At 30.1% G+C, this 21,792-nt stretch carries 24 protein-coding genes, 1 tRNA gene and 1 pseudogene; 11 read left to right on the forward strand and 15 right to left on the reverse strand.

Going from position 1 to position 21,792, the window contains the following annotated elements; all coding sequences use genetic code 11:
• Nucleotide 1: 1 nt before the first annotated feature.
• Nucleotides 2–145, reverse strand: a complete 144-nt coding sequence (locus H2280_RS01345; protein ID WP_171000070.1) for a hypothetical protein — start codon at nucleotides 143–145, stop codon at nucleotides 2–4.
• A gap of 93 nt (nucleotides 146–238) precedes the next feature.
• Nucleotides 239–314: transfer RNA gene (locus tag H2280_RS01350), tRNA-Phe, on the reverse strand.
• Between the two features lie 155 nt (nucleotides 315–469).
• Between H2280_RS01350 and H2280_RS01355 the strand changes: the two genes are divergently transcribed.
• Nucleotides 470–1,813, forward strand: a complete 1,344-nt coding sequence (locus H2280_RS01355) for a TrkH family potassium uptake protein (RefSeq protein WP_337215444.1) — start codon at nucleotides 470–472, stop codon at nucleotides 1,811–1,813.
• Nucleotides 1,814–1,822: 9 nt separating this feature from the next.
• A complete protein-coding gene (locus H2280_RS01360) occupies nucleotides 1,823–2,473 on the forward strand; it encodes a potassium channel family protein (RefSeq protein WP_137623579.1) in 651 nt (216 codons plus the stop codon).
• Here the strand turns inward: H2280_RS01360 and H2280_RS01365 are convergent.
• The 4 genes from H2280_RS01365 to gltX are packed head-to-tail and all read right to left on the reverse strand — an operon-like array spanning nucleotide 2,470 to nucleotide 6,393.
• A complete protein-coding gene (locus tag H2280_RS01365; RefSeq protein ID WP_337215445.1) occupies nucleotides 2,470–3,141 on the reverse strand; it encodes an MqnA/MqnD/SBP family protein in 672 nt (223 codons plus the stop codon). The genes H2280_RS01360 and H2280_RS01365 overlap by 4 nt on opposite strands.
• A 2-nt stretch (nucleotides 3,142–3,143) precedes the next feature.
• The gene (gene upp, locus H2280_RS01370) at nucleotides 3,144–3,773 is read right to left on the reverse strand and encodes a uracil phosphoribosyltransferase (protein WP_137623581.1); all 630 of its coding nucleotides are present in this window, start codon (nucleotides 3,771–3,773) and stop codon (nucleotides 3,144–3,146) included.
• A complete protein-coding gene (locus H2280_RS01375; RefSeq protein ID WP_337215446.1) occupies nucleotides 3,770–5,005 on the reverse strand; it encodes a malic enzyme-like NAD(P)-binding protein in 1,236 nt (411 codons plus the stop codon). The genes upp and H2280_RS01375 overlap by 4 nt, the downstream gene beginning before the upstream one ends.
• Nucleotides 5,002–6,393, reverse strand: coding sequence for a glutamate--tRNA ligase (gene gltX, locus H2280_RS01380; protein WP_137623583.1), 1,392 nt, complete (start codon nucleotides 6,391–6,393; stop codon nucleotides 5,002–5,004). Before gltX ends, H2280_RS01375 begins: the two co-directional genes overlap by 4 nt.
• Nucleotides 6,394–6,457: 64 nt before the next feature.
• Between gltX and H2280_RS01385 the strand changes: the two genes are divergently transcribed.
• Nucleotides 6,458–7,273: a hypothetical protein gene (locus H2280_RS01385; RefSeq protein ID WP_337215447.1), complete on the forward strand. Its 816-nt coding sequence runs from the start codon at nucleotides 6,458–6,460 to the stop codon at nucleotides 7,271–7,273.
• 29 nt (nucleotides 7,274–7,302) lie between these two features.
• On the opposite strand, the gene H2280_RS01390 is transcribed toward H2280_RS01385, so the two are convergent.
• Both H2280_RS01390 and accB read right to left on the reverse strand, forming a co-directional pair.
• The gene (locus tag H2280_RS01390; RefSeq protein ID WP_337195940.1) at nucleotides 7,303–8,634 is read right to left on the reverse strand and encodes an acetyl-CoA carboxylase biotin carboxylase subunit; all 1,332 of its coding nucleotides are present in this window, start codon (nucleotides 8,632–8,634) and stop codon (nucleotides 7,303–7,305) included.
• Between the two features lie 2 nt (nucleotides 8,635–8,636).
• Complete coding sequence (accB, locus tag H2280_RS01395; protein ID WP_137623586.1) at nucleotides 8,637–9,092, reverse strand: acetyl-CoA carboxylase biotin carboxyl carrier protein; 456 nt, start codon at nucleotides 9,090–9,092, stop codon at nucleotides 8,637–8,639.
• A 137-nt stretch (nucleotides 9,093–9,229) separates the two neighbouring features.
• Between accB and dcd the strand changes: the two genes are divergently transcribed.
• From dcd to H2280_RS01420, 5 genes are all read left to right on the forward strand, one after another.
• A complete protein-coding gene (dcd, locus tag H2280_RS01400) occupies nucleotides 9,230–9,790 on the forward strand; it encodes a dCTP deaminase (RefSeq protein WP_137623587.1) in 561 nt (186 codons plus the stop codon).
• Between the two features lie 71 nt (nucleotides 9,791–9,861).
• Entirely contained in the window at nucleotides 9,862–10,866 is a 1,005-nt protein-coding gene (pseB, locus tag H2280_RS01405) for a UDP-N-acetylglucosamine 4,6-dehydratase (inverting) (protein WP_337215448.1), read from the forward strand.
• Complete coding sequence (gene pseC / locus H2280_RS01410) at nucleotides 10,866–11,996, forward strand: UDP-4-amino-4,6-dideoxy-N-acetyl-beta-L-altrosamine transaminase (protein ID WP_337215449.1); 1,131 nt, start codon at nucleotides 10,866–10,868, stop codon at nucleotides 11,994–11,996. Before pseB ends, pseC begins: the two co-directional genes overlap by 1 nt.
• On the forward strand, nucleotides 11,989–13,314 hold the full coding sequence (locus H2280_RS01415; protein ID WP_337215450.1) for a DUF4910 domain-containing protein: 1,326 nt from the start codon (nucleotides 11,989–11,991) through the stop codon (nucleotides 13,312–13,314). Before pseC ends, H2280_RS01415 begins: the two co-directional genes overlap by 8 nt.
• Before the next feature lie 21 nt (nucleotides 13,315–13,335).
• Nucleotides 13,336–14,112, forward strand: a complete 777-nt coding sequence (locus H2280_RS01420) for an AAC(3) family N-acetyltransferase (RefSeq protein WP_337215451.1) — start codon at nucleotides 13,336–13,338, stop codon at nucleotides 14,110–14,112.
• Here the strand turns inward: H2280_RS01420 and H2280_RS01425 are convergent.
• The 7 genes from H2280_RS01425 to H2280_RS01455 are packed head-to-tail and all read right to left on the reverse strand — an operon-like array spanning nucleotide 14,109 to nucleotide 18,410.
• Nucleotides 14,109–14,861, reverse strand: coding sequence for an SDR family NAD(P)-dependent oxidoreductase (locus H2280_RS01425; RefSeq protein ID WP_337215452.1), 753 nt, complete (start codon nucleotides 14,859–14,861; stop codon nucleotides 14,109–14,111). The genes H2280_RS01420 and H2280_RS01425 overlap by 4 nt on opposite strands.
• Nucleotides 14,858–15,916 (reverse strand): aromatic ring-hydroxylating oxygenase subunit alpha, encoded by a 1,059-nt coding sequence (locus H2280_RS01430; protein WP_337215453.1) that lies wholly within the window; start codon nucleotides 15,914–15,916, stop codon nucleotides 14,858–14,860. The genes H2280_RS01425 and H2280_RS01430 overlap by 4 nt, the downstream gene beginning before the upstream one ends.
• 15 nt (nucleotides 15,917–15,931) lie before the next feature.
• The gene (locus H2280_RS01435; RefSeq protein ID WP_337215454.1) at nucleotides 15,932–16,285 is read right to left on the reverse strand and encodes a 3-oxoacyl-[acyl-carrier-protein] synthase III C-terminal domain-containing protein; all 354 of its coding nucleotides are present in this window, start codon (nucleotides 16,283–16,285) and stop codon (nucleotides 15,932–15,934) included.
• On the reverse strand, nucleotides 16,272–16,895 hold the full coding sequence (locus H2280_RS01440) for a hypothetical protein (RefSeq protein ID WP_337215455.1): 624 nt from the start codon (nucleotides 16,893–16,895) through the stop codon (nucleotides 16,272–16,274). Before H2280_RS01440 ends, H2280_RS01435 begins: the two co-directional genes overlap by 14 nt.
• 14 nt (nucleotides 16,896–16,909) lie before the next feature.
• Nucleotides 16,910–17,134, reverse strand: a complete 225-nt coding sequence (locus H2280_RS01445; protein ID WP_337195933.1) for a phosphopantetheine-binding protein — start codon at nucleotides 17,132–17,134, stop codon at nucleotides 16,910–16,912.
• A 23-nt stretch (nucleotides 17,135–17,157) separates the two neighbouring features.
• Nucleotides 17,158–18,189 carry a ketoacyl-ACP synthase III gene (locus H2280_RS01450; protein ID WP_337215456.1) on the reverse strand — a complete coding sequence of 344 codons (1,032 nt, stop codon included), beginning with the start codon at nucleotides 18,187–18,189 and terminating at the stop codon, nucleotides 17,158–17,160.
• On the reverse strand, nucleotides 18,186–18,410 hold the full coding sequence (locus tag H2280_RS01455; protein ID WP_337215457.1) for an acyl carrier protein: 225 nt from the start codon (nucleotides 18,408–18,410) through the stop codon (nucleotides 18,186–18,188). The genes H2280_RS01450 and H2280_RS01455 overlap by 4 nt, the downstream gene beginning before the upstream one ends.
• Nucleotides 18,411–18,589: 179 nt before the next feature.
• Between H2280_RS01455 and H2280_RS01460 the strand changes: the two genes are divergently transcribed.
• The 3 genes and pseudogenes from H2280_RS01460 to H2280_RS01470 all read left to right on the forward strand — a co-directional run bounded on the left by H2280_RS01460 (nucleotide 18,590) and on the right by H2280_RS01470 (nucleotide 21,688).
• Nucleotides 18,590–18,781, forward strand: coding sequence for an acyl carrier protein (locus tag H2280_RS01460; RefSeq protein WP_442862335.1), 192 nt, complete (start codon nucleotides 18,590–18,592; stop codon nucleotides 18,779–18,781).
• Nucleotides 18,778–20,121, forward strand: coding sequence for a MaoC/PaaZ C-terminal domain-containing protein (locus H2280_RS01465; protein ID WP_337215459.1), 1,344 nt, complete (start codon nucleotides 18,778–18,780; stop codon nucleotides 20,119–20,121). The genes H2280_RS01460 and H2280_RS01465 overlap by 4 nt, the downstream gene beginning before the upstream one ends.
• Nucleotides 20,118–21,688 (forward strand): annotated as a pseudogene (locus H2280_RS01470) (HAD-IIIC family phosphatase). The gene H2280_RS01465 and the pseudogene H2280_RS01470 overlap by 4 nt, the downstream one beginning before the upstream one ends.
• Nucleotides 21,689–21,792: the final 104 nt, after the last annotated feature.

The following is a 21,792-nucleotide window of genomic DNA, read 5'->3' on the forward strand; positions in this document are numbered from 1 at the left end:
TTTAATGAGTAGGAATTTTAATACGTTTTGTAGGATTTTCTTGACTTGTATTTTGTTCTTTTTTAATATTGTTTTTAGCAAAATCTAAAAAATTTTCCGCTAAAAGATTAAAATTTAAAAATAAAATAAGAAACAATAATCTCATTAATAAACCTTGAAATTTTATTTTCTTAAAATCATACACTAGAAATTTAAAATTTATGCTAAAAAATTTAAAGAAAGATTTGTAAAAAGAAAATGGTGGTTAGAGGCAGAATCGAACTGCCGACACGCAGATTTTCAGTCTGCTGCTCTACCGACTGAGCTATCCAACCAAAAAATATTTTCGCTTTTTTAAAGCTGAAGTTTTAAAAAATGTAATTTTATCTTTTTTTCTTTAATCTAAGTTTAAATATAAGATTAAAATTTATTTGCCTTAAAGTTTTTATCAGATAGAATTCTTGCTTTAAAATTTAGAATGAGGATTTTTTTGAAACAATTTGGACTAGATAGGCGAACTTTTAAAATTTTATTAGCTGGTTATGTTATTATCGCTTTAATTGGAGCTGCCTTTTTGTATTCAAGTTGGGCTCGTACAACTCCTATTAGCTTTCTTGATGCCTTTTTCACAAGCACTTCAGCTATCAGTATGACAGGACTAGTTGTAAAAAATACTGCGACAGATTTTACACTTCTTGGACAAATTATTATATTAATACTCATCCAAATTGGCGGTTTAGGATATATGAGTATAGGTTTTTTTGTATATTTACTCATAAGAAAAAAAGTGGGATTTAGTGGTAGAAATTTACTAAAAGAATCCCTATTTTATCCGAGTATGGATGGACTTTTTAAATTTTTTAAAAAAGTTTTGCTTTTTATTTTTATTATAGAATTAGCAGGTGCTTTGCTTTTAACCATGCGATTTGCCCTTGATATGAATTTTAAAAAAGCTCTTTGGTTTGGAATATTTCACTCCATTAGTGCGTTTAATAATGCTGGTTTTAGTATTTTTGAACATGGAATTTCCACCTATAAAAATGATATTGCAATTAACTTCATTATTACTAGTCTAATTATCATTGGAGGTCTTGGATATTTTGTTTTAGTGGAGCTTTATTTTTTTCAAAAAAAACGTTTGCCTAGTCTTAGTTTGCATACAAAAGTTGTTGTTTTATCGACTATTATTTTAATTATTTCCTCAACTTTAATCATCTTTGCTCTAGAATATTCTAATCCTAAAACAATGGGGCATTTTTCTTTATTTGATAAAATCTTAAGTTCATATTTTACCGCGATCAATTACCGTACAGCAGGTTTTAACACTCTAAATATCAATCATTTAAACGATGCGAGTTTATTTTTTGGTTCTTTATTTATGGTTATAGGTGGAGCACCTGGAGGCACAGCTGGAGGGATGAAAATCACTACAGTCATCACACTTTTACTCTATGCATATTGGAGTATTAGAGATGGAAGGGTAAGGATCTTTGGATATGAAATTTCACAAGAAACTATATCAAGAGCTTTTGTTATAGCAATAGGATCAGCAGTTTATATCATAGTCGCTGTTATTTTGCTTTCTTTATTAGAATCTCATTTTAATTTCCTTCCTTTATTATTTGAAACCTCGTCAGCGTTTGCAACCGTTGGAATTTCAGTTGGCAATGGAGGAACACTTTCTCTTTGTGCCTTGTTTTCCAATCCAAGCAAAATCATTATCATTATTATGATGCTTAGCGGAAGGATTGGGGTTTTTGCATTTTTACTCTCTGTTTTTAAACAAGATAAAGCAATGCATATTAGATTTCCTGAAGGAAAAATCAACCTATAAAGGCAAATTATGAAAAATAATAGTTATGGAATTATCGGTCTTGGAAAATTTGGATCAGTCGTTGCAGAAGAATTGATCTCTGCAGGAAATACTGTAATCGTTGCTGATAAAGATGAAGAAGCTTTAAAAAATATATCTAATCCTGCAAGTTATGCGTATATACTTGATTCTACAAATGTGACAGCTTTAAAAGAAGCAGGGTTTCACGATGTTGAGGTGGTTATTGTAAGTATTGGAGATAATGTTGAAAAATCAATTCTTACTTTAATGGCTCTTAAAGATATAGGGGTTAATAATATCATCGCAAAAGCTACTTCAAATATCCATGGGCAAATTTTATCCAAACTTGGAGCTACAAAAGTCATTTATCCTGAAAAAGAAAGCGCAAAAAGATTGGTTAAAGAATTTCTTGTTAGAGAAAGTGAATTTGAAGTGTTTGATTTATCAGCAAATACCATTCGAGCTATTAAAATCAATGTAGATGAAAAATTAGCTGGAAATTCACTTAAGCATATTGCACAAAATATGAGAGTGATCGCTTATAAAAAATTAAATAATGATTGGGAAATATTGCCTGATTTTGAAACAACAATAGCCTATAGTGGCGATGTGATTATACTACTAGGAACAGTCAAGGAATTAAGAAATTTTGAGTATTAAATTTCTTTTTTAAATTTAACCGCATCAACAAAACGTTTTAAGGCCTTTTTTTCCTTATGAGTTATATTATAATAAATAATCTCACTTAAATAATATCTAATATCTTTAGCTGATATTTCCTTTTTTTGAGCATATTTTTGAAGTATGTATTGTGGAATTTTGATTTTTTCTCTAGCAAATTTATTTAAAATTTTAGAAAAATAAATCTTTTTTTGCATACATGAAAAACGGGCAAAAACAAAAGGTAAATTAGTCTTTTTATACCACAAATCACACAAATCTATATAAGCATTAGGATCTTTTATATAAAGTTTTAAAGCCTTATCACCTATGATAACCCTACCCTTTAAGCCTAAAACTTGAGAAAGTGCATTTGACGTAGCCGAGCTAGGATCTTTAGCTTTGGATGAATTTTTTTCAACCAAAACACTTAAAACTTTTTTATTGGCACAAATTCCAACATCTAAATTTTTATATTTTTTTCTAACGCTTTCAATGCTTGAAGTCATAGAACCATCAACCCTGCGATAGAATAATTCCTTATTAAAATGACTAGGCTCACCTTTTTTATAAAAAAGCGTTGCTTTAAAGCCATTAGGTAAAGGATATTTTTTAAGATAAACACTTAAAGGCAACAAATTAATATAATCAAATTTACCAAAAATCATAATTAGCCTAGAGTGTTAAAAACTCTATCTCCTGCATCTCCAAGTCCTGGTACTATATAACCTTTTTCATTTAAATTTTCATCAATAGCGGCCACATAAATTTCTATATCTTCATGCACTTTTCTAAAATTTTCAATTCCTTTAGGCGTGGCAAGTATTGAAATAAATTTAATTTTTTTCACGCCTTTTGATTTTAAAAATTTACAAGCCTCTATTGCGGTTCCACCCGTGGCAAACATAGGATCTATAACAATGGCTACGCGTTTAGCTGCATCTTGTGGAATTTTTTCAAAATAAAAATCCGCCTCAAGAGTTTCTTCATTTCTTGCAAAACCCAAAAAACCTACACTAGCATCAGGAATCAATCTAAAAACACTCTCAAGCATACCCAAAGCAGCTCTTAAAATAGGACAAATCATAATTTTTTCATTTAGCTTTTTTACCTTAGCATTTGAAACAGGAGTTTGGATTTGAATTTCTTTTAAATTCAAATCCTTAGTTGCTTCAAAAAGTAAAAAAGTTGAAATTTCATCAATCAACATTCTAAATTGAAAAGGCTTAGTACTTTGATCACGTAAAAGGCCTAATTTATGTTCTATTAAAGGATGATTTGTGCAAAAAACTTTATTCATTTTAGACTTTCAAAATAGGCTTTTTCGTCAAACTCCTTAATCAAAGTCACCCCATCTTTAACCGCCGCTGCAGCTACTGCAGTGCTTACTGCTGCCCTTACTCTTTCATCAAAAGGTTTTGGGATCACATAATCTCTACCAAATTCTAAAAAGTCAATTTCATAAGCCTTTTTAACCGCATCACTCACAGGTAATTTTGCCAAATCAGCTAAGGCTCTTGCTGCGGCTATTTTCATATTTTCAGTGATCTTAGTCGCTCTTACATCCAAAGCACCTCTAAAAATAAAAGGAAAGCCTAAAACATTATTGATTTGATTAGGGTAATCACTTCTTCCAGTGCCCACGATCGCATCTTTTCTAAGCCTTGCAACATCTTCAGGCATAACCTCTGGAATAGGATTTGCCAAGGCAAAAATAACAGGATCTTTAGCCATTGATAAAATCATCTCATCATCAAGAATTTTTGGAGCACTAAGTCCTAAAAATACATCCGCTCCTTTTAAGGCCTCTTTTAATGTCTTTTCTTTAGAATCCACAGCAAATTCAAGTTTTTGCGGGGTTAAATCATTTCTATCTTTACTAACCACACCTTTGCTATCGACTAAAACAATATGTTCAACTCCTAAATTTCGATACATTTTAGCACTAGCAATTCCAGCAGCTCCTGCACCACTTACCACCACTTTAATATCTTTAAATTTTTTTCCGCTAATTTCCATCGCATTCATAAGCCCAGCAGTCGATATAATCGCTGTTCCGTGCTGATCATCATGCATGACAGGAATTCCAAGATCTTGTAAAGCCGCTTCTATCTCAAAACATTTTGGTGCTGCAATATCTTCTAAATTAATTCCACCAACTGTTGGGGCTAAAGCCTTACAAAAAGTAACAATTTCATCAACACTATGAGCATTAATTTCTATATCATAAGCATTAACATTAGCAAATTTTTTAAACAAGCAAGCCTTGCCTTCCATAACTGGCTTAGAAGCTTGTGCTCCAATATTTCCAAGTCCTAAAACCGCAGAACCATCACTTACAATAGCCACTAAATTTGCCTTATTTGTATAAAGATATGCTAATTCTTTATCTTTAGCAATTTCCAAACAAGGCTCAGCTACACCTGGGCTATAAGCTAAAGATAAATCGTGACTTGTGTCCATTGATTTTAAAGGAGTGATACTAACTTTACCACCCAAATGATATTTTAAAGCCTCTTCTTTTAAATTCATTTTATTATCCTTTTTGAAAAAATTTCCATTCTCTTTTTACATTCCTCAACCCCTAAAAACTCTAAAACCTCAAAAATACTAGGGCTTACAGCCGTACCGGTTAAAGCAATGCGTATAGGTTGGGCAAGTTCTTTTAATTTTACATCATTTTTTTGTAAGAATTCATTAGTAAAACTTTCAAAATCACTCGCAAGACTTTGGCTGCTTAACTCATTTGCATATTTTTTTAATAAATCAAGATTTTTTTCATTTACAAATTTATTGACAGCTTGCTCATCATAACTTTTAGGAACTTCTATAATGCTTTTAGCCCCGCTGATAATTTCAAGTAAAGTTTTAGCACGTTCTCTTAAAAGATCAAGTAAAAATTCTGCTTTTTCATAAACTGACAAATCAAATCCAAGCTCTTTAAGTTGGTGATTGATCTCTTCAAAAGGCAAAGTTTTAATATAATGTGCGTTAAGCCACTCTAACTTTTTAAAATTATAGCAAGATGCACTTTTATTGATGTGATTTGGATCAAAAAGTTTTTTTAAATCTTCAAGTGAAAAAATTTCATCATCTCCATGGCTCCAACCCAAACGCACAAGAAAATTCAGTAAAGCTTGAGGCAAAATTCCCATAGCTTTATACTCCATAACATCAGTAGCTCCATGACGTTTTGAAAGTTTTTTTCCATCTTCTCCGTGAATCATAGCCACATGATAAAATTTTGGAATTTTAAAGCCTAAAGCTTCATAAAGAATGATTTGTTTTGGGGTATTAGAAAGATGATCATCCCCGCGAATAACATCACTAACTCCCATTAAAGCATCATCAATGACAACGGTAAAATTATAAGTAGGCGTTCCATCACTTCTTGCAATAATAAAATCATCTAAAATATCCTCGACCTTAAATTTAACCTCACCCTTAACGCCATCCATAAAACAAATTTCTCCACTTTGCGGTGCTTTTATGCGAACAACAGGCTCTATTCCTTGAGGCGGCGTACCTTTAAAATCTCTATATCTTCCATCATACTTTGGACGCTCTTTAGCTGCTTCTTGTTTGGCGCGTAATTCTTCTAATTCTTCTTTACTCATGTAGCAATAATAGGCCCTGCCTTCATCTAAAAGCTTTTGAATATATTTTTTATAAATATCAAAACGTTCAGACTGATAAGTCACTTCTCCATCATGATCAAGCCCGCACCATTTAAAAGCCTCAAGAATTGCTTGTGTGGCTTCTTTAGAATTTCTTTTAAGATCGGTATCTTCGATACGAAGTAAAAATTCACCCTTATTTTTTCTAGCATACAAATAACTATAAAGCGCGGTTCTTAATCCTCCTATATGCAGATATCCAGTAGGACTTGGTGCAAAACGAGTTACAAGTTTTTCTTCCATTTTTTGCCTTTTCTTAAATTTTTATTGATATAATGCGATATTTACACTTAAATAAAGGTTTGAAATGAAAAAAATTTTATTAAGTTTTTGTTTTTTTGCAAATTTAGCAAGTGCAAACACTATTGATGCTATTGCCATAGTTGTTGATAAAGAGCCAATTACAACTTATGATATCAATGAAAAAATGGAAAAATTGCATCTTTCTAAAAATGAAGCCTTGCAAGTTTTAATCAATGAAAAAATGGAAAAATCTCAAATGAAAAAATTTGGAATTTTTACAAGTGAATTAGAGCTTGATAATGCTATTAATAACATGCTTTCTCAAAACAATATTACACTTGATATGCTTAAGGCTGATCTAAAAACTAAAGGGCAAACTTACGAACAATTTAGAGAAAATTTTAAAAAAGATTTAGAAAAAAGAAAACTATACGATCAAATAATTAGTACAGCTAAGATAGATTATAGCGATATAGGTGCTAAAAAATTCTTTGAACAGCATCAAGATAAATTCAGTATTTTTACAGAAATTGCTGTAAAAATTTACACCTCTAAAAATATAAAATTTTTAGAATCTTTAAAAAGTAGTAAAAAAACTATGCTTAAAGGTGAAAATGCTATTTTAACTCCAGAAAATGCAGATCCTAGACTTTTAAGCCTTTTATCTCAAGTTTCTACGGGTGATTTTTCTCCGATTTTAAATTCTAAAAATGGCTATCAAATTTATAAAGTAGAAAGCAAAAGTGGCATACAAGCACCAGAATTTGAACAAGTTAAAAATGATGTTTTAAACGCTTATGTTAGCGAACAAAGACAAAATTACATTCAAGATTATTTTGATAAATTACGTTCAAAGATAAATATAGAATATTTAAGATGATTAAATTTAGGATTAAATCCTAAATTTAATCAATGTCTAGAGAGATAATTTGTATCGTAATTGTTTTTAATAAAATCTTCATTATCCATCATAGCAAGATGAAAATCTTTAGTCGTTTTAATGCCCCCAACAATAAGCTCATTTAAAGCTACTTTCATTTTAGAGATGGCTTTATTGCGATCTTCTGCCCAAACTACAAGTTTTCCTATCATAGAATCATAATAAGGTGGCACAGAATAATCCTGATAGCAATGACTTTCCATTCTGACATTACGTCCAGCTGGAGCGATGTATTTTGTGATCTTACCTGGGCAAGGTAAAAAGGTTTGAGAATCTTCAGCTGTGATTCTACATTCTATAGAATGTCCTTTAAGAACAATATCCTCTTGTTTTGGCAATGTATAACCTTCCGCAACTCTAATCATTTGCTCGATAATATCAATACCACTAACCATTTCACTCACGCAATGTTCAACCTGCAAACGTGTATTCATTTCTATAAAATAAAAATCTAAATTTTTATCCACCAAAAACTCAAAAGTTCCTGCTCCTTCATAACCAATCGCTTTAGCCGCCTTAATTGCGGTTTCATGAAGTCTTGAACGTGTTTTTTCATCAAGTAAAATTGCTGGAGACTCTTCAATTAATTTTTGATGGCGTCTTTGCATAGAGCAGTCTCTTTCTCCTATGTGGATCACATTTCCAAAACTATCTCCGATCACTTGCACTTCTATATGGCGTGGATTTTGAATATATTTTTCCATATACATAGTGCCATCTCCAAAAGCCGTCATCGCTTCACTTTCAGCAGACCAATAAGCTTTCTCAAGATCCTTTTCATTTTCAACAACCCTCATCCCGCGGCCACCACCACCCGCTGCAGCTTTTAAAATCACAGGATAACCGATTTCTTTAGCAAGTTTTTTAGCCGCTTCAGCACCTGCTAAAGCTCCATCACTTCCTGGAATTACCGGCACACCTGCTCTTTGCATCACTTGTTTTGCTTTACTTTTATCACTCATTAAATTCATAGCCTCTACGGAAGGACCTATAAATTTAATATTATGTTTAGTGCAAATTTCAACAAAATTTTGATTTTCGCTTAAAAAACCATAACCTGGAAAAATGGCATCTGCTTCAGCAATTTCAGCTGCAGTAATAATAGCTGGAATATTTAAATAGCTTTCAGAGCTTCTTGCTTTTCCTATGCAAATACTCGCATCAGCATATTTTAAATATAAAGCATCCTTATCCGCTTCAGAATACACACAAATCGCTTTTTTACCCATTTCTTTAATGGTTCTTAAAGCTCTTAAAGCAATCTCTCCCCTATTGGCTATTAAAACGCTTTTAATTTCCATAATTATAATTTCTCCACTGTAAATAAAGGCATACCAAATTCTACAGGCTGTCCATCAGCAACTAAAATTTCTACAATTTTACAATCAAATTCAGCCTCGATTTCATTCATAATCTTCATAGCTTCAATAATAGCAATCGCATCGCCTTTTTTTACAGTACTACCCACTTTTACAAATGGAGCAGCACCTGGGCTTGGAGCTTGATAAAATGTCCCTACCATAGGGCTATTAATGGTTGGATTATTGGATTTTGTATGATTAGAAGAATGTGTTTCATTCACAACATTCACATTGATAGGTTGTGGAGCTGGAGTCGTAGGACAAACCGGTGCTGGAATATCACAACACATATCCCTTTCAAGTTCAATTTCAAAACCATCTTGTTCTTTAATCTTAATTTTACTGATATTAGCTTCTGCAAATAAATTGACTAATTCTTTAATCTCTTCTTTTGTCATAAATTTCTCCTGATTTTAAGAACTTAATCTAGTATTATATTGAAAAACTTAAAATTTAACTTTAAAAAAACAAAAAATTCCTAAAAATATAAAAAAATAAGCTATAATCTCTTAAAAGAATTTAATTAAGGTTAAATATGGGTTTAAAAGCGGATAATTGGATCAGAAAAATGGCACTTGAGCATAAAATGATCGAGCCATTTTGTGAAGCAAATATAGGCAAAGGGGTTGTAAGCTACGGACTTTCAAGCTATGGTTATGATATACGCGTGGGACGTGAGTTTAAAATTTTTACTAATGTTAATTCTACAGTGGTTGATCCTAAAAATTTTTTAGAGGAAAATGTGGTTGATTTTGTAGGTGATGAATGCATCGTTCCGGCTAATTCTTTTGCATTAGCAAGAACAATAGAGTATTTTAAAATGCCTGATGATGTTTTGGCTATTTGTCTTGGCAAAAGCACTTATGCAAGATGTGGAATTATAGTCAATGTAACCCCATTTGAGCCTGGCTTTGAAGGGCATATCACCATAGAAATTTCAAACACTACTCCTTTACCTGCTAAAATTTATGCCAATGAAGGCATAGCCCAAGTTTTATTTTTACAAGGTGATGAAGCGTGTGATACAACTTATCGCGATAAAAAAGGTAAATACCAAGCCCAAACAGGTATAACCTTGCCTAGAATTTTAAAATAAATTTTATGGAACATTTATTGCTTAAAATTCTTAAAAAACATTGAAATAAAAATATTTATAAAGGAGGATAAATGTTTAACGGAAAAAATATTCTTATAACAGGTGGAACAGGAAGCTTTGGAAAGGCTTATACTAAAATTTTACTCCAAAATTACAAGCCGAATAAAATCATTATTTTTTCAAGAGATGAATTAAAACAATTTGAAATGGCAATATCTTTTAATCAGCCTTGTATGCGATATTTTATAGGTGATGTAAGGGATAAAGAAAGACTAAGTTATGCTATGAATGATGTTGATTTTGTTATCCATGCAGCTGCTATGAAACATGTTCCTGTGGCTGAATATAATCCTATGGAATGTATAAAAACTAATATTAACGGTGCGCAAAATGTTATCGATGCTTGTTTAGAAAATAATGTTGAAAAATGTATCGCACTCTCTACAGATAAAGCATGCAATCCGGTTAATTTATATGGTGCAACCAAGCTTGCAAGTGATAAGCTTTTTGTTGCAGCTAACAATATCGCGGGAAATAAAAATACAAAATTTAGCGTCGCTAGATATGGAAATGTCGTAGGTTCTAGAGGCTCTGTAGTGCCATTTTTTAAAAAGCTGATTAAAGAAGGTGCTAAAGAATTGCCTATTACAGATAAGAGAATGACAAGATTTTGGATCAGCCTTGAAGATGGGGTTAAATTCGTTTTAAACAATTTTGAAATTATGCATGGTGGAGAAGTTTTTGTTCCAAAAATTCCATCAATGAAAATTACAGATTTAGCCCACGCCTTAGCGCCTGATTTGAAAACAAAAATCATTGGCATTAGACCTGGAGAAAAACTGCATGAAACAATGATTTCAAGCGATGATAGTCATTTAACTTATGAATTTAACAAATACTATGTCATTAGCCCAAGTATTCAATTTACAAATGTTAAAAGTGATTTTAGCGTTAATGCTAAAGGAGAAAAAGGACAAAAAGTTAAAGATGGTTTTTCTTATAGCTCAGATAACAATAAAGAATGGGTGAGTGAAAAAGATCTTTTAGATATCATCGATCATACGGAATTTGAATAATGCTTACCTATTCTCATCAAAATATCGATCAAAGCGACATTGAAGCGGTTATTGATGCCTTAAAGGGAGAAATTTTAACCGGTGGAAAAAAGGTTGAAGAATTTGAACAAGCTTTATGTGAGTATGTGGGTGTAAAATATGCTTGTGTTTTAAATTCTGCCACCTCAGCTTTGCATCTAGCCTATAGCGCTTTAAATGTAAAAAATAAAACCGTTCTTACTACACCTCTTACTTTTGCGGCAACAGCTAATGCAGCTTTAATGGCTGAAGCAAAGATTGAATTTATCGATATTAAAAGCGATGGCAATATCGATGAAAAAAAAATAGAACAAAGATTGAAAACAAAAAGCGATGATATAGGGGCGATTTGCGTTGTTGATTACGCGGGCAATAGTGTCGAAATGGATGAAATTTATAAGCTTTGTAAAGATTATAATATTCCCTTAATCGATGATGCAAGTCACGCCTTAGGGGCTTATTATAAAGGCGAAAAAGTCGGTAAAAAAGCCGATTTAAGCATTTTTTCTTTTCATCCGGTAAAACCTATCACTACCTTTGAAGGCGGTGCTGTTGTAAGTGACAATGAAGAGCTTATAAAAAAAATCAAACTTTTAAGAAGTCATGGTATAGTTAAAAAAAGACTTTGGAATAGCGATATGATTGATCTTGGTTATAATTATCGCTTAAGCGATGTCGCTTGTGCTTTGGGGATCAATCAACTTAAAAAATTAGACCACAATTTAGAAAAACGAGAGAAAATTGCCCAATTTTACGATAAAGAATTTGAAAGAAATCCTTATTTTTCTACTATTAAAATCAAAGATTATAAAAAAAGCTCAAGGCATTTATATCCTATTTTGCTTTTTCCTGAATTTTATTGTCAAAAAGAAGATATTTTTAAAGCTTTACTAGATAAAGGTATTGGTGTACAGGTGCATTACAAACCTACTTATGAATTTAGTTTTTACCAAAAACTTTTAGGGCAAATAAGACTTGAAAATGCGGATAATTTTTACAAAGCAGAACTTAGCATCCCTTGTCATCAAGAAATGAATTTGCAAGATGCCAAATTCGTAAAAGATACTTTGTTTGATATACTTGAAAAAACTAAAAAGGGATATTGTGGATAACCTTGATTTTAAAAGTGCTGATTTTGAAAATACTGGCAAAGCGATGTATGAACTCGCTAAAGAACTTTTCCCAATCTGCAGAAGTATAACAGGACAAGGCTTTAGAGATAGTTTGCAAATTTTAAATGATGCTCTGGGGGGGGGTATTTTACAAATTCACTCCATTAAAAGTGGAACAAAAGTTTTTGACTGGATAGTTCCACCTGAATGGCATATAAAAGATGCCTATATCATCACTCCTAATGGAGAAAAAATTTGTGATTTTAAAAAGCATAATTTGCATGTTTTAAACTACAGTGAAGGTATCGATAAAGAAATAGAACTTAATGAATTGCAAAATCATCTTTACTCACTTGAAGAAAAACCTGATGCTATTCCTTATGTAACGAGTTATTATAAAAAGCGTTGGGGATTTTGCATCACACACAATGAAAGAAAAAAACTCAAACAAGGAAAATACCGCGTTTTTATTGATGCTAAGCACGATGAAAATGGTGTTTTAAATTACGCAGATTTTATCATCCCTAGCACCCAAGACTCTAAAGAAGAGATTTTAATCTCTTCTTATCTTTGTCATCCATCAATGGCAAATAATGAATTAAGTGGCCCAATAGTAGCGATCTATCTTGCTAAATGGCTTTTAAATTTAAAAAAAAGAAAATATAATTATCGTTTTGTCATCATCCCTGAAACCATAGGTTCTATCGTTTATATCCATAAACATTTAAAACATTTACAAAAACACACTAAGGCAGGTTTTGTGCTCTCTTGCTTAGGTGATGATAACGCTTATTCACTCGTGCATTCTCCCTCTCAAAACACCCTTTCAGATAAAGTTGCTTTACACACTTTAAAAAATAAAGAAAATTTTAAAGAATATAGCTTTTTATACCGCGGATCTGATGAAAGACAATACAATGCTCCTCTTGTGAATTTAGGTGTTGTAGGAGTTTGTCGCACAAGATATAGTGATTATAGTGGATATCATAATTCTAAAGATGATTTAAATTTCATCAGTCCTAAAGGTTTAGCAGGCGGACTTAAAGCCATGCAAGAAATCATTTTAAATCTAGAAATCAATGAAATTTATGAAAATACGATTTTTTGCGAACCCAATCTTGGAAAACGAGGGCTTTATCATACACTAAGCACAGCCAATGATATCCCCTTAGCTTGTAATTTTCTAGCTTATTGTGATGGTAAAAATGATATCATCGATATCGCTGAAATTTTAAATATGCAAGCTTACGAATTTAAAGATCTTTTGGAGAAAATATTAGAATTTAAGCTTTTGAAAACATCAAATATGAAGACTTGATTTACATCTAAAGGAACTCTTATGAAAGATTTATTTAAATATCAAGATAAAAAATACACCCAAGATGATCTGATTAAAACCCTATATAATTTAGGCGTAAAAAAAGGTGATATTATCTGTGTTCACAATGAAATTTATAGTTTTGGCATACCGCTTTTACCTATTAAAGATTTTTTAAATGCTCTGATAGAATGTCTATTTGAAGCTATAGGAGAAAATGGAACTTTGATAATGCCTACTTTTACTTACAGTTTTTGCAATAATGAAGTTTATGATAAATTAAATTCAAAATGTACAGTAGGAGCTTTAGGAGAATTTTTTAGAAAACAAGCTGGGGTAAAAAGAACCAATGATCCTATTTTTTCCTTTGCGATTAAAGGTGCTAAAGAAGATTTATTTTTAAATCAAGAACAAGAATCTTGTTTTGATGAAAATTGTCTTTATGCTATTCTTGTAAAAAATAAGGGGAAAATTTTAAATTTTGGAAATAAAGATTGTTTTACCTTTGCACATTATCCTATGGAAAAAGTTGGAGTTGATTATAGGTATTTTAAAGAATTTAAAGGCTTAATTATTGATGAAAAAGGCCAAAGTTATCATAAAAGCATTCAATATTATGTAAGAGAGCTTGATGCTTATGAAACGGATGAAAAAATCATAAAATTTTTAGAAAACAAATCTTATTTTAATAAAATAGCCTTTGGTGGAACTTTTTTAAATTTAATTGATGCTCAAGCGTTTTATGAAGATTTAATTCAAGCTTACAAACAGGATGGTCATATTTTTAGAGCTAATTAATACAAAGCTCTGCCACCATCCATAACAATGCTTTGCCCACTCATCCAAGCACTTAAAGGACTGAGTAAAAAAACACATAGATTGGCAATATCATCTTCTTTGCCCACACCCAAAGGATATAATTTTTCAAGCTCTAGATTATAACCATCGCTTCGAGTATTAGAAGCCTTATGAGTCATTTCTGTATCAACATGAGCAGGTAAGATGCTATTAATCCTAAAGTTAAATTTCGCAAAATCTTTTACTAGACTAGTAGTAAGGGTATTAAGAGCACCTTTTGAAGCATCATAAACACTCATTGAAGATATGCTCATTTTTAAAGAAGCCGAGCTAATTAAAACCGTACTTAAATTTTCTGATTTTCTTTTATCGCAAAGACATTTTAACAATTCTAAACAACTAAAAAAATTTACATCAAATACTTTTTTCGCCTCTTCTATATCAATCATTCTTAGCGGTTTAACACATGAAGTTCCAGAAAAATAAGCCATAGCGTTAATTTTTCCATGCTCTTTTACAATATCATCTACTAAATTTTTAATCCCATCTTGAGCATAGAAATCATAAATTTTATATTCTAAATTTTTACATTCTTTTTGCAATTGCTTTAAATTTTCTTCACGTCTTGCTATAGCTATAACTTTAGCTCCAAGAGAATCTAAAATTTTACATGTTTGTTTGCCTAAGCCACTACTTGCCCCCGCAATTAAACAAATTTTATCTTTTAAATGAAAAAAATCTTCTCTCATTTTTCCTCCTTCATTGCCTTTTCATATTGTTCATGGAAATATAAAATCCTTTTTTCTAAATTTTTAGCATAGTGAAATTTTAAATCATCCAAAAATAAACTTCCTTGCACCAAATTAGTCGCTTGTGCATCTTCTTTAAAAATCGTTTTATTCATCGATATAACCTCATTTGCAAAAAGCTCAACATCATGCTTTGCCTTTGCTATATAATTTCTTGAAATAAAATGCGTTTTATTGAAAGTGTGAGGAAAATAATGTTGTATAGAATAAGCATAACCAAAAGTAGAACTAATGATGGTAAATGGAAACAAATGATAAGAAAAATATTTATCCTCAAAGTAATTATCTTGTAAAAAAATAGCTTGATTTCTTTTTAATTTAGAATAAATTTTTTCATTTTTAATTTTTCCACAAGTTTTAGAATTAAAACCTATAAATTTTGGATTGTCTTCTAAATTTAAAATTCCTAAAGATTTTGGGTGTACACAGCCTACATGATAAGCCTCTAAACTATTTTCTATACCCACTTTCCAATTAGAATGATAATTAATTGGAGCGTTAAGACCATTAAAACGATCAATGCTTTTACTGATTTGTTCTAATTCTTCATAAAAGCCTTTAAGTTGTTCTTTTAAATCGTATTTTGGATTATGAGAAAAAAAGATAAAATCTCCACAAAATGCAAGTTTAAGCTTAAAAAGATCGATCTTTTCATTTTCATCAAATTCGCTTTTCATCGCAATAGAAAGTTTTTGATTTTTATAAGTCCAGTGATGATAAAAACATTTTATTTCTCCATTGGATTTGAAAATACTTTCATTATTTCCAAAATTTAAAAGTTTAGCTCCACGATGAGGACAAATATTATAAAAAGCGACAATACTACCTTTATCGTTATAAATTACGACTTCAAAGTCATAAATTCTTAAGATAATATAATCTTTATCATTTTTAATTTCTTCCTTATGGCAACCAAAAATCCAAAATTTTTTATATAAATTTTCACATTCTAATTTTTCAGTGTCAAAATGGATATAATCATTAACTTGTTTCATCTTTTTTCCAATTCATTATTTTTTATAAATTAAACTACAAGAACAATCCAAATTTTCTAAGATGCAAGTTCCTATAGAAAAGCCGACTCCAAAACCCATAAGCATTACATTTTTATAATCTTGATCCTTAGTATCACTGATAAGTAAAGGGATAGAATTTGAACTTGTATTTCCAAAATTTTTCATATTATTTGGAAGCTTTCCTTGAACGCCTAGTTTTTCCTCTAAATAAGAAAGTAAAAAAGTATTAGCCTGATGAAAATACAATTTAGAAAGTTCTTCTTTTTTTAAAGAAGCAAACTCTAGTATTTTTTTAAATTCTAAAGGCAAGTGTTTGAGGGTAAAATCAAAGACTTCAACCCCTTTCATTTGCATATACCCCCCCCCCATAAGGAGCTTTGATGCAATCATATCCTTCACCCAAAGTCTTAAAACAAAAATAGCTCTGACAAGCTTTGTTTTCAATCGCAGTACAACTTACACCATCTCCAAAAAGAAAAGCTATATCTCTAGCATTAAAATCCACCACATCACTACTTATATCACCAGCAAAAAGCAAGACTCGTTTTAAGCCATTAGCGATATAATTGTAAGCGATATTGAGTCCATAAACATAGCCACTACAACCCAAATTCACATCAAAAGCTAAGAAATTATCCTTCCTTAATCCCAAAACTCCCTGTAAATAACAAGCCATAGCAGGAAAGCGAAATTCATTGCTTTGAGAAACCACTATAATAGCATCAATACTATCTTTATCCCAAGAAAGAGTTTTTAAGGTTTCATCAGCTGCCATTAAATACAAATCACTGATTTTTTCTTTATCTTTATTAAGAATATATCTTTGCTCAACGCCGATTTGTTTAATGATCTTTTTCTTATCTTTTTCATCAAAATTGTCAATTTGAGAATTTACAATTTTTTTGCTTGGAACAACAGAACAAATGTGTGCTATATTTCCTTGATGAAATTTTTGCATACTCAAGCTCTAAATTAATCAATTTTAGCTAATTTTAAAACATCTGACACAGTTTTCAAACTAGCGATTTGATCTGAAGTAATATTCATTTGCAATTTTGTATCAAAAAGAGTCATTAAACTCAAAAAAGCCAAACTATCCCAATCTTCAAAATCAGCCAAAACACTATCCTCTTCTAGCATTCCTTCATCTATCATCAAAATTTCTTCTAATGCTTTAAACATTTCTTGTTTATTCATTTTTATTTATCCTCCTAATTAAATTAAGCAAACAATAATTCGCTTTTAAAATCAAGTTTGTTAAAAAAAACAACTCCTATAGATAAACCTACTCCAAAACCAGCCATAATTACATTTGATTTTTGATAAGATTTTTCTTCTGCTAGCAAAATTGCTATGGAAGCACAAGAAGTATTTCCATAGGCCTTGATATTGATCGGAAATGACTCATCTTTAATCTTTAATAATTTTTTGATTTGATTTAAAAGATAGTAATTTGCCTGATGAAAAAAGAAATCATTAATATTGTCGATTTTTAGAGCATTTTCCTTTAAAATATTCAAAATAACTCTAGAAACATTTTTATAACAGAAAATAAAAATCTCTAAACCTTTCATTTCCATACAAGATTTGATATTGATATTTCCATCTTCATCTTCATACTCTTTAAAAGAGTCTTCGCACATAGGATACGCACTTCCACCATGTGGAACAATGATAGCGTTTCTTCCTGACCCATCGGTTTCAAATATAAAATCCGCCTCAAAACCTGGGGCATATTCTAAGGCTGTACAACTAGCCGCATCACTAAACAAAAAAGCTATAGATTGATTTTTAGGATAGACAAAATCATTTATAGGATCTCCCACAAAAAGTAAAATTTTATCACAATTTTCACTTAAATGACTCATGGCGCAAAAAAGTCCATAAACATATCCTGAACATCCCATTACCACATCATAAGCGAAACAATCCTTACTTAATCCTAATTCATCTTGCAATAAAACCGCTGTAGAAGGAAATTTATATTCATGGTTTTGCGAAACAACGATCACCCCTTTAATTTCTTCTTTTTTCCAGCCCAATTTTTCGATGGTTTGCAAACCTGCTTTTTTATAAAGACTCATCATGGTTTCATTAGCATCTCTATCTAAAACATAACGCTCCTTAATCCCCGAAAGACGAATTATTTTATTTTTAGTTTTTTCATCAAAATAAGGATTCTCTATATTTTGAACCTTTTTAGAAGGAAAAATCCCACACACATAAGAAATTTTTTTATCTTTTAACTTCATGCAAATTTTCCGAGTTCTAGCAAATCTTTAACTGTTTTTAAAGATCTAATTTCACTAGGATTTGCTTCAATATTAAGTTCTTTTTCTAATAACATTGCTATTTGCAAAAAAGCAATACTATCGAAATCCGGAAAAGAATTAAGCTCGGTTTCTTCTTTTAAGCCACCCTCATCTGCCATTAAAATTTCAGCAATGGCTTTTAAAAATTCTTTTTTATCCATAAAAATCTCCAAAATTAAATATTAAAATAACAAAATCGTCATATAAAAAATAATATTAACTTTACTCACGTAAAAATATTTTAACATAATTTTGCAATTTTTTGTTATAATAAATTTATTAAATATTATTAAAAATTATTGATTTTTTTAAGGAAACTTAAATGTAAAAATTTTATGAAATTTTAGAAACAAAAGTCGATGAAACTACCGATGTAAGTATGCAAAATTGTCCTTCTTGGAATTCTTTAGCCCATATTGATATCATCATGAGTTTAGAAGAAGAATTTGATATTAAATTTGACAAAGAAAAACTTACTAAGCTGAATTCACAAAAAATTCTTTTAGATGAAATACAAAAGCTAAAAAAATGACCAAAATTTCCCAAAACAATTTAGAAATTTTTGCAAAACTTAGTGGAGATTTTAATCCTATTCATCTTGATGAAGAATTTGGAAAAAATAGCTATTTTGGTGGTCAAATTGTTTATGGAATTTATCAAGTTTTTTTAATATTAGAGCATTTTTTAAAAAATAACAAAATAACAAAAACTATTAAAATTCAAAATTTAAAGGCTAATTTTATCAATCCACTTTTTAAAAATTCAAAATTTAAGATTAAAAATATTTCAAATAAAAGTCTTATAAAATATGAAATCATTAGTGAAGATAAAATTTTAAGCAAAATTGAATTTGAATTTTTAAATGATGAAAATCAAATTTCTTATGAAAATTTATCATTTTCAAAATATGATGCGATTTTAAGTCCCAAATTAAAAGGAGAAAATCTAAAAGAAAAACTTGTATGTGATTTACAAACCTTAAAAAAGATTTTTCCTTTGTGTTCTTTATATCTTCATGCCCAAAATATAGTTGTTTTACTTGCTAGTACTCGCATAGTTGGTATGAAAATCCCAGGATTTCATAGTATATATTCTAATTTAAATTTGGATTTTTCAAGGACAAATGAAGAACAAACATTGAGCTATAATTATGAAAAACACCACTCAATTGACTGTTTTTTAATTAATATTTTAAGCCCTTGTAAAGGAAATATTAAAGCCTTTATTCGACCAAAACTCATAGAAAATTTAAACTTTGAAAAACTTTCTTTAAAATATCAAGATATTTTCAAAACTCAAAAATTTAAAGATCAAAAAGCATTGGTTATAGGAGCTAGCAATGGACTTGGCAATACTTGCGCCAAAATTTTAGCCTTAGGAGGGGCTAAAATTTTGGCCACTTATCACAGCAAAAAAATACACGAAGATATTTTAAATTGTAAATTTATAAAATATGATGTTTTAAAACCTAGTAAAATTTCTGTAGAAAAGATTAAAAAATTTAATCCCACTCATATTTATTATTTTGCAACGCCAAAAATTTCAGTACAAAATAATCACTTAAGCCGCGATATATTGATTCAATTTTTAGATTATTATATTTTTGGACTCGATAAAATTTTAAATTTCATTCAGCCTTGCAGTATCACTTCTTCTTTTGTTGAAGATTTGCCTTTGGATATGAAAGAATATAGCATCGCTAAAGCCGCTATGGAAATTTATATGCAATATCTTAAAAAAACAAAAAATATAGAGGTTAATACACCAAGATTTCCAAGAGCAAAAACCAATCAAACTTTAAGTTTAATACCGCAAGATTTAAAAGAAACTGATGAGCTTATCATATCAATGCTATCAAAGGAGATAAAATGAATCTATTTTCACACAATTTAAAACGCAATGAACTCATAAAATATAGCAAAGAGTTGGATTTTAACAAAAGTCAAGAAATTATTGTAAATATCCATAGAAATCATGCTTTTGAAGGTATATCAAGCATCATTGCTCCTTTTTTGCATTTTTCAAATCTACAAGCAAAATTTAATTTCAGTGCTTATGATGATAGTTTCAATTTTACGGGGGGGGGATTGCCCAAAAAGCTGATTTAGAAATTCTATGGGTTGATTTAAATCGTTATGATGTCAATGCGCAAGACTTTTTTAAAGAAAAAATCTTAGAATTAAAAAATATATCTCACAGTCCTATTTTATGTATTTTTCTAGGAGAAAATATAAATTTAGAAATTCCGAATTGTCAAATTTTTAGCGCAGAAAAACTCTTAAAAGATTATTTTAATCTAGAAGATATTTTAGATCTTGAAAAAGAAGAAATGAGTGGCACAAAACTAAATAATAAAGCTTTGATTTATTTAGCTCAAATTTTAGGGCTTAGTCTTATTCCGGCTTTATTAAAACCTGCTTTAAAAGCCATTGTTTTAGATCTTGATAATACTTTATATAAGGGCGTTTTAGGAGAAGATGGTATAGAAAATCTTAAAATTACCCCTGCGCATAAAAATTTGCAAGAAAAAATTCAAGATTTTAAAAAACAAGGATTTTTACTTGCATTAGCTTCCAAAAATGAAGAAAATGACGCTAAGAAACTTTTTGAAACAAGAAAAGATTTTATTTTAAAATGGGATGATTTTGATGCAAAAATGATCAATTGGGAAAGCAAAGGTGAAAACATTGCAAAAATAGCAAAAAAATTTAATATAGGTGCTGATGCTATGCTTTTTATCGATGATAATATTGCTGAACTTGAAAATGTCAAATACACAGGGGTTAAAACACTTTTAGCCGATGAAAATATACTGTCTAAAATGAAACTTTACCCTAACCTTCTTAAATTTCAAAATACCCAAGAAGATAAAATCCGAGCCAAAGATATAGCGGCTAATGCTCTAAGGGAAGAGCTTAAAACCTTAAGTGATGAAGAATATTTCAAAAATCTAAAAATATGTTTAAAATTTAACAAAAATGACACGGAAAATATTACTCGCATTAGTGAATTATTGGGTAAAACAAATCAATTTATCGCAAATTACACCCGTTTAAATTTAGAAGAAGTTGCAAACTATATGAAAAAATCACTCATTATAAATATAAGCATGAGTGATAAATTAAGCGATAGTGGGATTATTGCTATTTTTCTTTTTTCTTTAGAACAAAATAAAATATTTATAGATGATCTTTGTATATCTTGTAGAGCCTTAGGACGCAAACTTGAAGAAAGGATGTTTTTCAAAGCCTTTGAAATGGCTATAAATTTCTTTAATATCTCAAAAAATATCCCAGTAACTCTTTATTATAAAAAAGGTGATCGAAATACTCCTTTTTTAAATTTTTTGGAAAAAATATCCTCTAAGATAAAAGAAAATCAAGCTTTAATTGATTTCAAAGAATTGAATTTTCAAGGATTAACAATTTTTGAAAGTTGATAATCCTTATTCTTAACTACTCAATATTTTATATGAATTTTAAAGAAGTTTAAGATAAAATAAAAAACTTTAGAAAAAATTTACATCGTTTATTAAAGGAAAAT

The sequence above is a fragment of the Campylobacter sp. 2457A genome (assembly GCF_020135895.1).
Classification (GTDB): Bacteria; Campylobacterota; Campylobacteria; order Campylobacterales; family Campylobacteraceae; genus Campylobacter_D; species Campylobacter_D taeniopygiae.

Coding starts and splice junctions, on each gene's coding strand:
- H2280_RS01420 (WP_337215451.1), top strand. CDS start 13,336: ATGAAAGATTTATTTAAATATCAAGATAAAAAATACACCCAAGATGAT.
- pseC (WP_337215449.1), top strand. CDS start 10,866: ATGCTTACCTATTCTCATCAAAATATCGATCAAAGCGACATTGAAGCG.
- H2280_RS01375 (WP_337215446.1), bottom strand. CDS start 5,005: ATGAATTTAAAAGAAGAGGCTTTAAAATATCATTTGGGTGGTAAAGTT.
- pseB (WP_337215448.1), top strand. CDS start 9,862: ATGTTTAACGGAAAAAATATTCTTATAACAGGTGGAACAGGAAGCTTT.
- H2280_RS01360 (WP_137623579.1), top strand. CDS start 1,823: ATGAAAAATAATAGTTATGGAATTATCGGTCTTGGAAAATTTGGATCA.
- dcd (WP_137623587.1), top strand. CDS start 9,230: ATGGGTTTAAAAGCGGATAATTGGATCAGAAAAATGGCACTTGAGCAT.
- H2280_RS01440 (WP_337215455.1), bottom strand. CDS start 16,895: ATGCAAAAATTTCATCAAGGAAATATAGCACACATTTGTTCTGTTGTT.
- upp (WP_137623581.1), bottom strand. CDS start 3,773: ATGAATAAAGTTTTTTGCACAAATCATCCTTTAATAGAACATAAATTA.
- H2280_RS01465 (WP_337215459.1), top strand. CDS start 18,778: ATGACCAAAATTTCCCAAAACAATTTAGAAATTTTTGCAAAACTTAGT.
- H2280_RS01365 (WP_337215445.1), bottom strand. CDS start 3,141: ATGATTTTTGGTAAATTTGATTATATTAATTTGTTGCCTTTAAGTGTT.
- H2280_RS01455 (WP_337215457.1), bottom strand. CDS start 18,410: ATGGATAAAAAAGAATTTTTAAAAGCCATTGCTGAAATTTTAATGGCA.
- H2280_RS01390 (WP_337195940.1), bottom strand. CDS start 8,634: ATGGAAATTAAAAGCGTTTTAATAGCCAATAGGGGAGAGATTGCTTTA.
- H2280_RS01345 (WP_171000070.1), bottom strand. CDS start 145: ATGAGATTATTGTTTCTTATTTTATTTTTAAATTTTAATCTTTTAGCG.
- H2280_RS01445 (WP_337195933.1), bottom strand. CDS start 17,134: ATGAATAAACAAGAAATGTTTAAAGCATTAGAAGAAATTTTGATGATA.
- H2280_RS01450 (WP_337215456.1), bottom strand. CDS start 18,189: ATGAAGTTAAAAGATAAAAAAATTTCTTATGTGTGTGGGATTTTTCCT.
- gltX (WP_137623583.1), bottom strand. CDS start 6,393: ATGGAAGAAAAACTTGTAACTCGTTTTGCACCAAGTCCTACTGGATAT.
- accB (WP_137623586.1), bottom strand. CDS start 9,092: ATGACAAAAGAAGAGATTAAAGAATTAGTCAATTTATTTGCAGAAGCT.
- H2280_RS01430 (WP_337215453.1), bottom strand. CDS start 15,916: ATGAAACAAGTTAATGATTATATCCATTTTGACACTGAAAAATTAGAA.
- H2280_RS01385 (WP_337215447.1), top strand. CDS start 6,458: ATGAAAAAAATTTTATTAAGTTTTTGTTTTTTTGCAAATTTAGCAAGT.
- H2280_RS01435 (WP_337215454.1), bottom strand. CDS start 16,285: ATGAAAGGGGTTGAAGTCTTTGATTTTACCCTCAAACACTTGCCTTTA.
- H2280_RS01425 (WP_337215452.1), bottom strand. CDS start 14,861: ATGAGAGAAGATTTTTTTCATTTAAAAGATAAAATTTGTTTAATTGCG.